This is a genomic window from Actinokineospora spheciospongiae, assembly GCF_000564855.1.
Lineage (GTDB): Bacteria > Actinomycetota > Actinomycetes > Mycobacteriales > Pseudonocardiaceae > Actinokineospora > Actinokineospora spheciospongiae.
Window position 1 is genome coordinate 15998 of the sequence record NZ_AYXG01000183.1, and the last position, 13402, is coordinate 29399.

14 protein-coding genes are annotated in these 13402 nt (G+C 72.6%); 6 read left to right on the plus strand and 8 right to left on the minus strand.

What is annotated here, in order from left to right; translation table 11 throughout:
• Positions 1-10 precede the first annotated feature (10 nt).
• Both bluB and UO65_RS23420 read left to right on the plus strand, forming a co-directional pair.
• A complete protein-coding gene (gene bluB / locus UO65_RS23415; RefSeq protein WP_035286350.1) occupies positions 11-637 on the plus strand; it encodes a 5,6-dimethylbenzimidazole synthase in 627 nt (208 codons plus the stop codon).
• A gap of 51 nt (positions 638-688) precedes the next feature.
• On the plus strand, positions 689-1201 hold the full coding sequence (locus UO65_RS23420) for a Rossmann-fold NAD(P)-binding domain-containing protein (RefSeq protein WP_035286352.1): 513 nt from the start codon (positions 689-691) through the stop codon (positions 1199-1201).
• Here UO65_RS23420 and UO65_RS34885 read toward each other — a convergent pair.
• Together UO65_RS34885 and UO65_RS23430 are read right to left on the minus strand one after the other, a co-directional pair.
• Positions 1119-1472 carry a hypothetical protein gene (locus UO65_RS34885; protein ID WP_233427815.1) on the minus strand — a complete coding sequence of 118 codons (354 nt, stop codon included), beginning with the start codon at positions 1470-1472 and terminating at the stop codon, positions 1119-1121. The two genes, UO65_RS23420 and UO65_RS34885, sit on opposite strands and share 83 nt — an antisense overlap.
• A gap of 338 nt (positions 1473-1810) precedes the next feature.
• On the minus strand, positions 1811-2404 hold the full coding sequence (locus UO65_RS23430) for a TetR/AcrR family transcriptional regulator (protein WP_035286356.1): 594 nt from the start codon (positions 2402-2404) through the stop codon (positions 1811-1813).
• A 100-nt stretch (positions 2405-2504) separates the two neighbouring features.
• Between UO65_RS23430 and UO65_RS23435 the strand changes: the two genes are divergently transcribed.
• A complete protein-coding gene (locus tag UO65_RS23435; protein ID WP_035286357.1) occupies positions 2505-3254 on the plus strand; it encodes an SDR family NAD(P)-dependent oxidoreductase in 750 nt (249 codons plus the stop codon).
• A gap of 24 nt (positions 3255-3278) precedes the next feature.
• Here UO65_RS23435 and UO65_RS23440 read toward each other — a convergent pair whose 3' ends face one another.
• The 5 genes from UO65_RS23440 to UO65_RS23460 form a co-directional block, all read right to left on the minus strand.
• Positions 3279-3872, minus strand: coding sequence for a TetR/AcrR family transcriptional regulator (locus tag UO65_RS23440; protein WP_035286360.1), 594 nt, complete (start codon positions 3870-3872; stop codon positions 3279-3281).
• Positions 3869-5848, minus strand: coding sequence for a YhgE/Pip domain-containing protein (locus UO65_RS23445; protein WP_035286362.1), 1980 nt, complete (start codon positions 5846-5848; stop codon positions 3869-3871). The genes UO65_RS23440 and UO65_RS23445 overlap by 4 nt, the downstream gene beginning before the upstream one ends.
• Entirely contained in the window at positions 5845-6489 is a 645-nt protein-coding gene (locus UO65_RS23450) for a hypothetical protein (RefSeq protein ID WP_035286364.1), read from the minus strand. Before UO65_RS23450 ends, UO65_RS23445 begins: the two co-directional genes overlap by 4 nt.
• Positions 6490-7013: 524 nt before the next feature.
• A complete protein-coding gene (locus UO65_RS23455) occupies positions 7014-7931 on the minus strand; it encodes a GNAT family N-acetyltransferase (protein ID WP_084176178.1) in 918 nt (305 codons plus the stop codon).
• The gene (locus UO65_RS23460; protein ID WP_035286366.1) at positions 7928-8752 is read right to left on the minus strand and encodes a class I SAM-dependent methyltransferase; all 825 of its coding nucleotides are present in this window, start codon (positions 8750-8752) and stop codon (positions 7928-7930) included. Before UO65_RS23460 ends, UO65_RS23455 begins: the two co-directional genes overlap by 4 nt.
• A gap of 289 nt (positions 8753-9041) precedes the next feature.
• Here UO65_RS23460 and rpsA point away from each other — a divergent pair, with 289 nt between their 5' ends.
• Both rpsA and coaE read left to right on the plus strand, forming a co-directional pair.
• Complete coding sequence (rpsA, locus tag UO65_RS23465) at positions 9042-10550, plus strand: 30S ribosomal protein S1 (RefSeq protein ID WP_035286368.1); 1509 nt, start codon at positions 9042-9044, stop codon at positions 10548-10550.
• 116 nt (positions 10551-10666) lie between these two features.
• Positions 10667-11851, plus strand: coding sequence for a dephospho-CoA kinase (coaE, locus tag UO65_RS23470; RefSeq protein ID WP_035286370.1), 1185 nt, complete (start codon positions 10667-10669; stop codon positions 11849-11851).
• Here coaE and UO65_RS36115 read toward each other — a convergent pair whose 3' ends face one another.
• Positions 11852-12541, minus strand: a complete 690-nt coding sequence (locus tag UO65_RS36115; protein ID WP_035286372.1) for a hypothetical protein — start codon at positions 12539-12541, stop codon at positions 11852-11854.
• A gap of 47 nt (positions 12542-12588) precedes the next feature.
• Between UO65_RS36115 and UO65_RS23480 the strand changes: the two genes are divergently transcribed.
• Positions 12589-13392 (plus strand): siderophore-interacting protein, encoded by an 804-nt coding sequence (locus tag UO65_RS23480; protein ID WP_181400234.1) that lies wholly within the window; start codon positions 12589-12591, stop codon positions 13390-13392.
• Positions 13393-13402 lie beyond the last annotated feature (10 nt).

A 13402-nucleotide genomic window follows, 5' to 3' on the forward strand; every position in this document is an offset into this window, starting at 1 on the left:
GCTCACCCTTGTGGACGTATACGAGGCCATCGGCAGGCGCAGGGACGTGCGCGCGGAGTTCACCGGCGCACCGCTGGACGAGGAGACCCTGCACCGGGTGCTCTCCGCCGCGCACGCCGCGCCCAGCGTCGGGATGACCCAGCCGTGGGACTTCGTGCTGGTGCGCGACCCCGGCACCAGGGCCGAGTTCCACCGGCACGTGCACACCGAGCGGGCCCGGTTCGCCGCCGGGCTCAGCGGGGAGCGCGCCGCGACCTTCGACCGGATCAAGATCGACGGCATCCTGGAGTCGACGCTGTCGGTGGTGGTGGGCTACGACCCGGAGCGCGGCTCACCGGCCGTGTTGGGCAGGCACGCCATCGCCGACGCCGGGCTGTACTCGGTGTGCCTGGCCATCCAGAACCTGTGGCTGGCCGCGACCGCCGAGGGCCTGGGCGTGGGCTGGGTCAGCTTCTACCGCGAGGAGTTCCTGCGCGACCTGCTCGGCATGCCCGCGCACGTGCGCCCGGTGGCCTGGCTGTGCCTCGGCCCGGTCGCGGGCCTGCGGGAGGTGCCCGACCTGGAGCGGCACGGCTGGCGCTCACGGATGCCCCTCGCGGAGGTCATCCACGAGGAAAAGTACACCCCGAAGGATTGAGCACGCACCACGCTGGGTAACCCACCTGCACTCAACGTGGAGGAGGCAGTCATGCGGGCATTGGTGATCGGCGGAACCGGGCTGCTCAGCGGTACCGCGGCGGACCTGGCCGACCATGGTTGGCGGGTGGTCCTGGCCAGCCGCCGCACCGACCCGGTCACCACCCGCACCCGCGCGGCCCGGTGGGTACCCGCCGACTGGTCCGACCCGGACCCCCACCTGGGCGACCGCCTCACCACAGCCCTCGACGGCCCCGCCGACCTACTCGTCGTCTGGGCCCACGGCGGCCTGCACGGGCAGATGGCCGCCACCGTCACCCCGCTGCTGGCCGAGGGTGCCCCGATCGTGGAGATCCACAGCGGCTCCTCCGCGCACACCGAAGACATCCCGGGCCACCCCACCCACCAGGTCCTGCTCGGCGTCGTCGACTACGCGGGCCGCACCCGCTGGCTCACCGCCCCGGAAATCACCGACGCCGTCGTCACCACCGTCGACCGGGCCACCGCGGGCAGGCTCCCGGGTGTCCACCAGGTCGGCCTGCCCCGCCTGCTCGCCGCCTCCTGACCCCGGGTGCTGACAGCAGCCGTTCCAGCTCCGCCCCCGCCTCGTCACACCCGGCATCCGAGATCCGGTGCAGCTCGAGCAGGTCACCCGCCGCGACCGCGCGCCGGGTGAGCAGGTGCCCGGCGTGCACGCACCCCTCATCCAGCAGTTCGCTCAGCTCGTCGAGGTCCACGCGGGCCTCGACGAGGTCGGCCAGCCGATCCAGGGCGGTCTCGTTGCTCTCGTCGGCCAGGGCGCGCAGGGTTTCCCGGTCGAAGTTCGCAGTTGCCATGGCGCCATGCTGCACCCCTGCCCCCGGGGCAAGGTCAAGTGCGAACATGGTCGGGTGCTCACCATCGGACAGCTCGCCGGTCACGTCGGGGTGTCGACGAAGACGATCCGCCCCGCATCGACACCCTCGCCCGCCGCATCGCCGACGCCACCCGCGACCGCTACGGAACCGATCTGCCCGCACCCGACTCCGGTTCCGAGATCCCGGTCTTGATCCAGGGAGCCGTCAACGCCTCCTCCCCGGCGTGGCACCGACTCGACACCCTGATCCGAGCGGAACTGGACGCCTGACGCCTGCTCGCAGGCGGTACGCGCCGGCTGAACGCAGGGCTGTCTGCGCTACCGGGATGGGCGCGGGAGGTGGGCCAGGGCTGTCTCCGTGATGCCGCGCAGGGTGCTCCCGTCGGTCCCGGCCTTGCCGAGGGCTTCGATGCCGCGGTGGACAGTCAGCAGCAGGCCCGCGAGTCGCCGTGCGTCGGCGGCAGGGTCGATGTCGCCGTTGCGCTGGCAGGCTTCGAGGTCGGCGGTGATGGCCTGGTTGATGCTCTCGAAGGTCTTCCGCGCGCGGGCCGAGACCACCTCGTCGTGCTCGGACAGTTCCGCGGTGCCCTTGGCCAGCAGGCAGCCGCGGTGGCTGGGCTCGGCGCAGGCGGTGGCGTGGTCCAGCAGGTAGGCGGTGAGCCGCGCGAACGCCTGCCCGTCGTCACCGCCCAGGCGGTGGTTCGCCGAGTCGATCGCTGCGGTGCAGTGGTCGTCGAACACGCGGTGGAAGAGTTCGCGCTTGCCGCCGAACGCCCCGTACAGGCTGCCCTTGCCCAGGCCGGTGGCCGCCGCGATCGAGTCCATGCTGGTGCCCGCGAAGCCGGTCGCCCAAAACTGGTCGCGTGCCGCGTTGAGCACGCTCTGCTCGTCGAATTCCCTCGGCCTCGGCACCCCCGCAGCCTAGCCGTTCTTGACTGCATCGTCCATAAGTCGCTACGTTGTGGACGATTCATTCCAATATTGGGCTTCGACGAGAGTGGGCGATCGGGCGATGAGTGGACTCCTGGACGACAAGGTGGCCGTGGTCACCGGTGGGACGAGCGGGATCGGGCTGGCCATCGCCCGGCGGTTCATCGCCGAGGGCGCGCTGGTCTACATCACCGGCCGCAGGCAGGCCCAGATCGACGCGGCGGCCGCGGAGCTGGGGCCGCGGGCCGTCGCGGTGCGGTGCGACGTGGGGAACCTGGCCGAGCTCGACGCCCTCTACGAGGTCGTCATGCAGCGGTCGGGTCGGATCGACGTCCTGGTGGCCAACGCGGGTGGCGCGGTGCCCGCTGTCCTGGGGGACATCACCGAGGAGCAGTTCGACAGCATGTTCGCCACGAACGTGAAGGGCGCGGTGTTCGGGGTGCAGAAGGCGATGCCCCTCCTGTCGCGGGGGGCCTCGGTGATCCTCATCGGGTCGAGCACGTCCACGCGCCCCGACCGGGGCATGGAGGTCTACGGCGCGACCAAGGCGGCGCTGCGCAACTTCGCCCGTAGCTGGACGCTCAACGCGCGGGAGAATGGTTTCCGGGTCAACGTGCTGAGCCCGGGGCCGATCCGGACCCCCGGCCTGCTCGGCGTCGTCTCCGAGGACCAGCGGGACGACTTCGTCGCGATGTTCGAGGACGTGCTGCCCGCGGGCAGGCTCGGCGACCCCGACGAGGTCGCGTCAGCGGCCCTGCTCCTGGCCTCGGACACCGCCACCTACGTCAACGGTGCCGAGTGGTTCATCGACGGCGGGTACACGAGCGTCTGAGGGGCGCGGTCACCGGCGCGGCCGTCAGACCCTGCCGCGCAGGCCGCGCACCAGCAGCAACACCGACTCGCGGACCTCGTCGCGGCTCTGGTCGGGTTCGAAGACCTGCCAGTCCAGGGCGACGACCAGGACCGTGCCGAACAGCGACGCCGCCGCCGTGCGGACGCGGACGCCCTCGGGCAGGTCGCCCGCGTCCTCCAGGCGCTGGAGTTGGGCGCGGATGATGCTGGTGACCTCCTCGCGCAGCAGGGCCAGGGTCTGGTGCCACTGGCCGGGGGTGCGCCACAATTCGCTCACCAGCAGTTGCGCGAACGTCGGGTACTCGGCGAAGAAGGCGAGCATCCCGTCGACGAGGTCGTGGACCGTGTCGAGGGGGCCGACGGCGGTCTCGGCGGTGCGCAGGCGCGCGGCGAGCAGGTCGACGCCGTAGCGGAGCAGGGCGTCGATGAGGCCGTCCTTGCTGCCGAAGTTGTAGTAGACCGTTCCCTTGGCCACGCCCGCCTCGGCCGCGATCTCGTCGACGGTGAGGCCGACCATGCCGCGGCTGCCCGCGAGGTTCAGCGTGGCGTCGAACAACTTCTGCTTGGTGGCGCCGGTCCGCGCCGGTCTCGCGCTCACAGCACCAACTCCGGTCGCAACCTGCCCGCCGTCCACACCCGCTGCCTGCGCGCCGCCACCGTCGTGATCACCAGCCCTCCGATCAGGTACACCGCGAGGACGCCCACGTCGACGCCGAGCCCGGACAGGGGACCACCGTAGAGCAGATGCCGCAGTCCGTCGACGACGTAACCCATCGGGAGCACTTTGTGTAGCGGCAGCAACGTTTCCGGCAGCGTCTGCCACGGAAATGTGCCCCCTGCACTGATGAGCTGGAGAATCAAGACCACGAGCGCCACGAACTTCCCGACCGGTCCGAGGAACGCGTTGAGCGCGTGCACCACCGACACGAACGCGAGCGAGGTCAGCACCAGGAATCCCAGTGTGGCCAACGGGTTCGCCGGGTGGATGCCGATGAGCGTGGTGACCACCGCGTACATCACCACGACCTGCGCCACGCCCAGCGCGGCCGGGGTGAGCCACCCGGCCAGGGCGGTGCGCACGGGGGAGTGGCCCGCGGCGAGGGCGCGCGCGGACAGCGGGCGCACCAACAGGAACAGCACGAACGCGCCGATCCACGTTGCCAGGCCGAGGAAGAACGGGGCCAGTCCCGCGCCGTAGCTGCCCGCGCTGTTCTCGCCCACCGTGCGCACGGAGACCGGGTCGCCGATGGTGCGGGCGGTGCTGTCGCGGGTGTTGTCATCCGGGTGCGGGATTTGGTCCAGACCGGCGGTGAGCCCGTCGCGCAACCGTGTCGCGCCGTCGGCGAGGGAACGCGTGCCCGAGGCCAGTTCCGCGGTGCCGTCGACCGCGGTTTGCTCACCGGAGCGCAGTTTCACCGCACCTTCGTGCAAGGTCGAGGTCCCGGTGGCGAGTTCCCGACTCCCGCTCGCCGCCCGCGCGATCCCGTCGGTGAGGGCGGGGGTGGCGGCGGCGAGCGCGCCCGCCCCGTCGGCGACCTGCTTGGCGCCGTCGGCCAGTGTGCGCAATTCGCCGGTGGCGCTTTGCACTCGGCCGTTCGCCTGGTCGATCGGCGTGCGCAGCCCGCGCAGGGTGGTGATGGTCTGCTGCACCTGCTCCTCGGGCAACCCGGCGGCGCGCAGCCGGGCGGCGATGTCCTGCTCCGCGCCGTCGAGCCGGTCCACCAGGCCCTGGGCGAGGGTGGCGACCTCCTCGCCGGTGGCGGCGACCTTCTCGTTGCCGGCGGCCACCTGCCGGGCGCCGTCGGCCAGTTTTGCTGTCTGCGCGGGCAATTCGCCCGTTTTGTCCTTGAGCGTGCCGAGACCGTCGGCCAGGGTGCGCGCGCCGTCGGCGGCGGTGCCGGAGCCGTCGGCGAGCTGCTGGGCGCCGCTGAGCAGTTGGCGCTGCCCGGAATCCAGCTTGCCAACGCCGTCCACGGCCTTGGCCGCGCCGTCGCTGAGCTGCCCCGCGCCGTTCGCGGCCTCCAGGGTGCGCTGGTAGACCGTGCCGAAGCCGACCAGGAACTTCTCCGCCGCCTCGGTCCCGACCTCGCTGGCCACCGATTGGCGCACCTCGCTGACCACCCGGTCGGCGATCGTGCCGACCAGGTAGTTGTTGGCGTCGTTGGTGGTCACCGTGATCATCCCCTGCCGCGGGGTCAGCGCGGAGCTGGACGCCAGCGCGGCGGAGAAGTCCGCGGGCAGGGTCATCGAGAACGTGTACCGCCCGTCGCGCACCCCCGCCTCGGCGTCGGCGGCGCCCACCTCGTGCCACTGGAACGCCCCGGAGTCCTTGAGCTTGTCGGCCACCTTCCGGCCCGCGTCGAGCCGGGTGCCGTCGGCGGCTGTGGTACCGGTGTCGGCGACGACCAGGGCCGCCGGGATGTTGTCCAGCCGGTCGTACGGGTCGGCGTTGGCGTAGAGGTACAGCGACCCGTAGAGCAGCGGCACGAGCACCAGCGCCAGCACGGCCAGCCTGGGCAGGGTGCCGGAGGTGATGCGGCGCAGCTCGGTGCGGGCGAGGCGGAAGGTGCTCACGGTGTCGTCTCCAGGGGCGGCGCGGTGTCGAGGGGGGTGGGCTGGTCCGACGAGCCGAGCCGGGCGCAGGGGTGGGGCAGCTCGCGGGCGGTCCCCGCGCCGCAGAGCACGACCACGGCGAGCCCACCCCGTGCCAGGCTCAGCGCGGTCTCCCACCAGGTGCGGTGGTCGCTGCTGTGCCGGTCGGGCGTGTCCAGGACCAGCAGCTCGACGCCGGGGCGTTCGGCGGCCAACCCGGCCAGCAGCGCGGTGCGGGCAGCGGGGGCGACGGCCTCGAAGCGGGTGTCGGCGTCCAGCCCGTACCGGGCCAGCACCCCGGCCACGTCCGCCCGCCGGTCCCGGCGCCCCGCCAACGCCAACTCCTCGGCCACCACGTCGGCGACCCGCAGAGCCGGTTCCGGTTCACTCACCCCGGGGGCATCGACGAGCGCGGAGTGCGCGCGCAGCCGGGACGCGTCAGGCTCGACCGTGCCCGCCGAGGGGGCGAGCCTGCCGGTCAGCACCAGCCCGAATGCGGTGTGCCCGTCGTTCGGCTCACCCGCCACCACCGCCAACTGCCCCGGCCCGACCTCCAGCGAGGTCGCCGCCACCAGCGGCCCGTGCGCCCCGGTCACGGCCACCCGTTCGGCCCGCACCCGCATGTCGCCTCCATGTGAACTGACTGGTCAGTTCAAATAGTGCGCCGCGCAGCAGCCGGAGGCAAACCACGATGGGGTGATCCGGGATACGTCCGCCCGCGAGGTGCGCCAAGTCCACCCGCGAACCTGCGGCCAGCCACCCCGACCCCTACCGGCGCAGCGGCCCAATCAGCCACCCCGAAAATCGCCGGCCTGGCCAAGCGGATGCGTGGGTGGGCGGGTGGGTGGAGGTGCTCGGCCAGCCGACCGCCCCCGAAACTGCCGGCCCGGCGAGCCAACTGCCCGGGTGGGTGGATGTGTTTGGCCGGGGGTGGCGATCATGTGACAGCCTGCCTGGGCGGTGGGGCATCTTTTCAGCCCCACCTGACGCACTGGAGCACATGATCGCCATAGGGGCCCCGGCCAAACACATCCACCCAGCCGGGCACCGACCACAAACAACCGGGTTTTGAACAGGGGCACGGCCGAGCCGAGCACATCCACCCAGCCGGGCACCACCCACGACAAGACCGGGCTGTGAACGCGACCTAGCGCAGCGCCGTCGCGGGCCGCAGCTCCCACACCGTCCACAGCGGCCGGTACCCCTGCCGCGCCCAGAACACCGGCGACAACGGGTTCGGCGGGTTGTAGTACAGGAACATCCCCACCGCACCCCCCGACAGCAGATCGGCGTGCGCCGCGTCCGCCAGCGCTCGCCCGACCCCCGTCCCCCGCGCCGACGGCACCACCGACAGGCAGTTCAGGTACCCCCACCGCCCGTGCCGCACCCGGGTCTCCGCCCAGGACCCGGGCGCGGACACCGTCTGCCAACCCTCCGCGTGCCCGACCGGTTCGCCGCCGCGCTCGGCCAGCCACACCGGGTCCTCCTGCGCCAGGTGCACCCGCAGCGCCGCCCGCTTGACCGCCCGCGTCCGCGGTCGCAGGACCGCCCCGCCGACCCGGGACGAGTACTCGACCTCCGCCACCGCGGAGTCCACCAGGAAGTCCAGGTCCGCCGCGCTCGCCCGGCGCACGGTGACCGCGGACGGCCGGGCCCCCGGTGTCGGGCCCACGCGCACCGCGAGCACCGACAGCGGCACGAAACCGTGTGCCAGCAACGCTTCCGCCGCCGACACGTCGCGGCTGGGCCAGGTCACCACGCACGAGGAGTCCGGTCCCGGCGCGGCCCGCTCCAGCACTGCCGCCCAGCGGCGCAGCAGCACGTCCAGGGCCGCCCCGGGCGCCGCGCCCAGCAGCGGGTGCAGTTCCCGCACGTCCAGCGCCGACCACAGCGCCGGTGCCGTGCCCGGCCCGTGCTCGGTCCTGGTCAGCACCGCCGCCACCCGCTCGCCGTCGGGCAGCGCCGCGACCAGCGCCTCGCCGTCCGGCGGTGCCACCGCGGCGGGCAGCAGCGGGTCCAGGCCCGCGAACCGGGTCGACTGGGCGGCCAGCAGCGGACCGGTCACCGGCGGCAGCGGAAGATCGCCGTGCCGGGGAAGCGCTCGCCGCGCAGCGGGCTCCACTGGCCCCACTCCTGGGTGTGCCCCTCCGGCCACTCCGGCTCCACCAGGTCGAACAGGGTGAACCCGGCGGCGGTCAGCGCGCGCACGTAGTCGCCGAGGGTGCGGTGGTGCTCGACGTAGGTGGGGGTGCCGTGCTCGTCGACCTCCACGTACGGGGTGCGGTCGAAGTAGGAGCCGGTCACGGTGAGCCCGCCGGGGCCCGGGTCGTCCGGGAAGATCCACCGCATCGGGTGGGTGACCGCGAACGTCCACGTACCGCCCGGCCGCAGCACCCTGGCCACCTCGGCGAACGTGCCCGCCACGTCGGCGACGAACGGCACCGCGCCGAACGCCGAGCAGGCCAGGTCGAACGAGCCGGTCCGGAACGGCAGCCGCTCGGCGTTGCCCCTGATCAGCGGAACGTCGATGCCGGTGGCCTGGTTCGCTGCCCGGCCGTAGCGCAGCATCCCGGCCGACAGGTCGATGCCGACCACCCTGGCGCCGCGCTCGCGCAGCCAGCGCGCGCAGGGCGCCGAGCCGCAGCCGACCTCCAGCACGTCGCGGTCCGCCACGTCGCCGAGGAGGTTCGCGTCCTCCTCGCGCAGCGACTCCGGGCACCACATGAAGTCGGCCACGCCCAGGAACTCGCCGTGCTCGGCGTGGTAGTCGTCGGCGTCGGCGTCCCACCAGGCGATGTTCGCCGCGACGGAGGCGGCGGAGCCCACCGCCACCCTGGCGACGCCGGTGGTGCCCAGGACCGCCTCGGCGCTGGTCTCACTCGTCACCGGGGCATGGTGGCAGCAGGGCGCTGACCACGGCCGTTCGAGGTACCCGGGTTTGCCCGTGCCCCGCCGGGCCGCGTAGGATACATCCACGCAGTGGTATCGCGCTTCCCACCAGGCTCGACCGGTCTTTCTCCAAGCCCGGAATGCACCGGCGGTGGCGTGTGTTGTCCGGAGTATGTCCTGCTCGTGGGGTGTAAGTCGGCGGCCGTGATCCGCTGCGCCACACGAGCTACACGACGAACAGCACCAAGCCCAGCGACCCCCAATCCGTACCGGAGCCACCTACCCAATGTCCACCGACACCACCATTGTCCCCGCCGCCTCCTCGTCGAGGCCGCAGGTCGCCATCAACGACTTCGCGTCCGAGGAGGAGTTCCTCGCCGCGATCGATGCGACGATCAAGTACTTCAACGACGGCGACATCGTTGAGGGCACGATCGTCAAGGTCGACCGGGACGAGGTCCTGCTCGACATCGGCTACAAGACCGAGGGCGTCATCCCCTCGCGCGAGCTGTCGATCAAGCACGATGTCGATCCCGCCGACGTGGTCAGTGTCGGTGACGAGGTCGAGGCCCTCGTTCTCCAGAAGGAGGACAAGGAGGGCCGTCTGATCCTGTCCAAGAAGCGCGCGCAGTACGAGCGCGCCTGGGGCACGATCGAGGCGCTCAAGGAGTCGGACGAGCCGGTCAAGGGCACGGTCATCGAGGTCGTCAAGGGTGGCCTCATCCTCGACATCGGCCTCCGCGGCTTCCTGCCCGCGTCGCTGGTCGAGATGCGCCGCGTGCGCGACCTGCAGCCCTACGTCGGCCGCGAGCTCGAAGCGAAGATCATCGAGCTGGACAAGAACCGCAACAACGTGGTCCTGTCCCGCCGCGCGTGGCTGGAGCAGACCCAGTCCGAGGTCCGCAGCGAGTTCCTCAACCAGCTCCAGAAGGGCCAGGTCCGCAAGGGCGTCGTGTCCTCGATCGTCAACTTCGGTGCCTTCGTGGACCTCGGTGGCGTCGACGGCCTGGTGCACGTCTCGGAGCTGTCCTGGAAGCACATCGACCACCCCTCCGAGGTCGTCGAGGTCGGCCAGGAGGTCACCGTCGAGGTCCTCGACGTCGACATGGAGCGCGAGCGCGTGTCGCTGTCGCTCAAGGCGACGCAGGAAGACCCGTGGCGCCAGTTCGCCCGCACCCACGCGATCGGCCAGATCGTGCCGGGCAAGGTCACCAAGCTCGTCCCGTTCGGCGCGTTCGTCCGGGTGGACGAGGGCATCGAGGGCCTGGTCCACATCTCCGAGCTGGCCGAGCGCCACGTGGAGATCCCGGAGCAGGTCGTGCAGGTCGGCAACGACGTCATGGTCAAGGTCATCGACATCGACCTCGAGCGCCGTCGCATCTCGCTGTCGCTCAAGCAGGCGAACGAGGGCTTCACCGCCGAGACCGAGTTCGACCCCACCCAGTACGGCATGGCCGCCGAGTACGACGCCGAGGGGAACTACATCTACCCCGAGGGCTTCGACCCGGACACCCAGGACTGGCAGGAAGGCTTCGAGAAGCAGCGCGAGGAGTGGGAGCGCCAGTACGCCGAGGCGCACGCCCGCTACGAGCAGCACATGAAGCAGATCGTCAAGGCTGCGGAGGCGGACGCCGCCGCCGAGGCCGAGGGTGTCATCGCCGCTGCCACCGGTGGCAGCGGGGGCGAGCAGAGCTACTCCTCGGCCGGTGCCGAGAAGCCCGCCCAGTCGGGCGGCACCCTCGCCAGTGACGAGCAGCTCGCGGCCCTCCGCGAGAAGCTGTCGGGCGGCGTGTGAGCTAGCCAGGCACTTTCTCTCCCCGGGAGCCCCCGAACCTGTCCAGGTTCGGGGGCTCCCGGCTTTCCTCGCCGTGTGGCGCGAGACCGCCGGACGGCCCCTGACACAATCGGCCCATGCTGCGCGTAGGCCTCACCGGGGGAATCGGTTCCGGCAAGTCCACCGTCGCCACCAGGCTCGCCGAGCACGGCGCCTTCGTGGTCGACGCCGACCGGATCGCCCGCGAGGTCGTCGAACCCGGCACCGACGGCCTGCGCGACCTCGTCGCGGCCTTCGGCGACGGAATCCTCACCGCCGACGGTGCCCTCGACCGGCCCGCGCTGGCCGCCATCGCCTTCACCGACGACGCCTCCCGGGCGAAGCTGAACGCCATCGTGCACCCGCGCGTCGGCGCCCGGACCGCCGAGCTGGTCGCCGCCGCCCCGGACACCGCCGTGGTCGTGCACGACGTGCCGCTGCTGGTGGAGAACCGGATGGGCGCGCTCTACCACCTGGTGATCGTGGTGGACGCCCCGGTCGAGGAGCGGGTGCACCGGCTGGTCCACTCCCGCGGCCTGCCCGAGGCCGACGCCCGCAACCGGATCGCCGCCCAGGCCACCGAGGCCGACCGCCGCGCCGCGGCCGACGTGTGGCTGGACAACTCCGGCCCGCAGGACGTCGTCCTCGCCGCGGTCGACGCGCTGTGGGCCGACCGGCTGGTCCGCTACGAGAGCAACGTCCGCCTGCACCGCCACGACAACCGCGGCGCCCCGCGCATCGTCGAGTACGACCCCACCTGGCCCGCGCAGGCCGAGCGGGTGCTGGCCCGGCTGCGGCTGGCCGCGGGGGAGCGGGCGGTGCGGGTCGACCACATCGGCTCCACCGCGGTCCCCGGCCTCGCCGCCAAGGACATCCTCGACTTCCAGATCACCGTTCCCGACCTCGACGCCGTCGACGGGTTGTCCGAAGCCCTGGCTGGCGCGGGCTTCCCCCTCGCGGAGGGGGTCCTGGAGGACAGTCCGTACGGTGACGACCCCGACCCCGCGCACTGGCGCAAGCGCGTCCACGTCGACACCGACCCCGGCCGCTGGGTCAACATCCACGTCCGGGAGGCGGGGCGACCGAACCAGCGCTACGCCCTGCTGTTCCCGGCCTGGCTGCGCGCCGACGCGCGGGCGCGGGCCGAGTACGAGGCGCTCAAGCGCGAGCTGGCCGAGGAGGCCACCGAGATCCCGGCCTACGGGGACGCCAAGGTCCCCTGGTTCACCGAGGCGTACGTGCGCGCGGAGGAGTGGGCCGAGCGGACGGGCTGGACCCCCTGATCACCCGGGCAGCACCTCGCTGAGCGGGCGGCCCGGCGGCAGGGTGGCCAGCAGCCCGGCGACTGTCGCGGTCATCAGCAGGTGGAACTGCCGCTCCTCGGACGTGGGCGGAATCCGGGCGTGCGCGGCGGCCAGCACGAGCGAGGACGCCACCGCCGCGAGCGCGGCGTCGACCTCCGCCTCCACCGCTCCCGGGTTCGCCGCGGCCGCCGCCTCCCTGGCCTCCTGCGCGGCGGCGTGGCCGAGCGCGGTGCGGGCGACCGCGCTGCTGAGCACCACCGCCGCCTCGGGTGCGTAACCGCGGGCGCCCAGGGCCGCCACCTCGGCCTCCAGCAGGCGGACCCCGGACGCACCGCGCGGGAAGACCCGCTGGAAGTAGGCCGCCGCCCCGGGGCGGGCCAGGGTGAACGCGCGCAGTTCGGCGGCGAAGGTCACCAGGTGCTCGGCCGCCGACCGGGTCGGGTCGTCGGTGATCACCAGTTCGGCCAGCACCGCCTCACCGACCAGCCGCTCCAGCGCCTGCCTGCTCGGCACCCGCCGGTAGACGGCCGTGCTGGTGACCCCCAGCTCAGCTGCCACCGCCTGCACGGTGAGCCCGGCCAGCCCGACGCGCACGCCCGCGGCGACGATGCCGCCCGGGGAAACCTGCGCCGTGCGGCCGCCGGTCTTGGCGCGTTTCGGCAGTGACATCCAACTCGTCCCTTTCTAAGTTAGGCACCGTACTTTAGAGTCTGCGCATGGCGAGGACCAACATGGCCGCGAATCGGGTCAAGCCCGCGAACGCGGAGCCGCTGACCTTGGGCGTGCTGCGCAGCACCCGGATCTCACCCGGGTTCGTCCGGGTCACCTTCGGCGGCGCCGACCTCGCCCGCTTCACCCCGATGGGCTTCGACCAGTGGTTCCGCCTGTTCATCCCGGTGTCGGACGACTCGCTGTCGAAGGTCCCCGACCGGCTGACCGCCGCGTCGTACGTCCGGCTGCTGACCACCTCGAAGACCTCCCGGCCGATCGTGCGCAACTACACCGTCCGGGCCCACCGCGCCGAGGGGCCCGAACTGGACGTCGACTTCGTCGTGCACGGGGACGGGCCCGCCGGGACGTGGGCCGGGAACTGCGCGGTGGGCGACCGGGTGGCCATCATCGACGAGGGGATCAGCTTCACGCCGCCGCCGTCGACCCGGGAGTTCGTGCTGGTGGCCGACGAGTCCGGGCTGCCCGCGGTGGCGGGTGTCCTGGCGTCGCTGGATGCGGGCGCGACCGGTCGCGCGGTGATCGAGGTCGGGGCGGCCGAGGATCGGCAGGAGGTGACCGCACCCACCGGGGTCGAGGTCACCTGGGTCGTGCGCGCCGACCCGCACGCGGTCCCCGGGCGGGCCGCGCTCGCCGCCGCCGAGGCGCTGCCGGTGCCCACCGGCCGGTTCTACGGGTGGGTGGTGGGGGAATCGGGGCTGGCGACCGGGCTGCGGCGGCACTGGGTGCGGGCGGGCGTGCCGAAGGAGGACATCGTCTTCTGCGGTTACTGGCGCGCGCCCAAGCGCTGACCCGCCGCGC

Coding starts and splice junctions, on each gene's coding strand:
- UO65_RS23420 (WP_035286352.1), top strand. CDS start 689: ATGCGGGCATTGGTGATCGGCGGAACCGGGCTGCTCAGCGGTACCGCG.
- UO65_RS34885 (WP_233427815.1), bottom strand. CDS start 1,472: ATGGCAACTGCGAACTTCGACCGGGAAACCCTGCGCGCCCTGGCCGAC.
- UO65_RS23435 (WP_035286357.1), top strand. CDS start 2,505: ATGAGTGGACTCCTGGACGACAAGGTGGCCGTGGTCACCGGTGGGACG.
- UO65_RS23450 (WP_035286364.1), bottom strand. CDS start 6,489: ATGCGGGTGCGGGCCGAACGGGTGGCCGTGACCGGGGCGCACGGGCCG.
- rpsA (WP_035286368.1), top strand. CDS start 9,042: ATGTCCACCGACACCACCATTGTCCCCGCCGCCTCCTCGTCGAGGCCG.
- coaE (WP_035286370.1), top strand. CDS start 10,667: ATGCTGCGCGTAGGCCTCACCGGGGGAATCGGTTCCGGCAAGTCCACC.
- UO65_RS36115 (WP_035286372.1), bottom strand. CDS start 12,541: ATGTCACTGCCGAAACGCGCCAAGACCGGCGGCCGCACGGCGCAGGTT.
- UO65_RS23480 (WP_181400234.1), top strand. CDS start 12,589: ATGGCGAGGACCAACATGGCCGCGAATCGGGTCAAGCCCGCGAACGCG.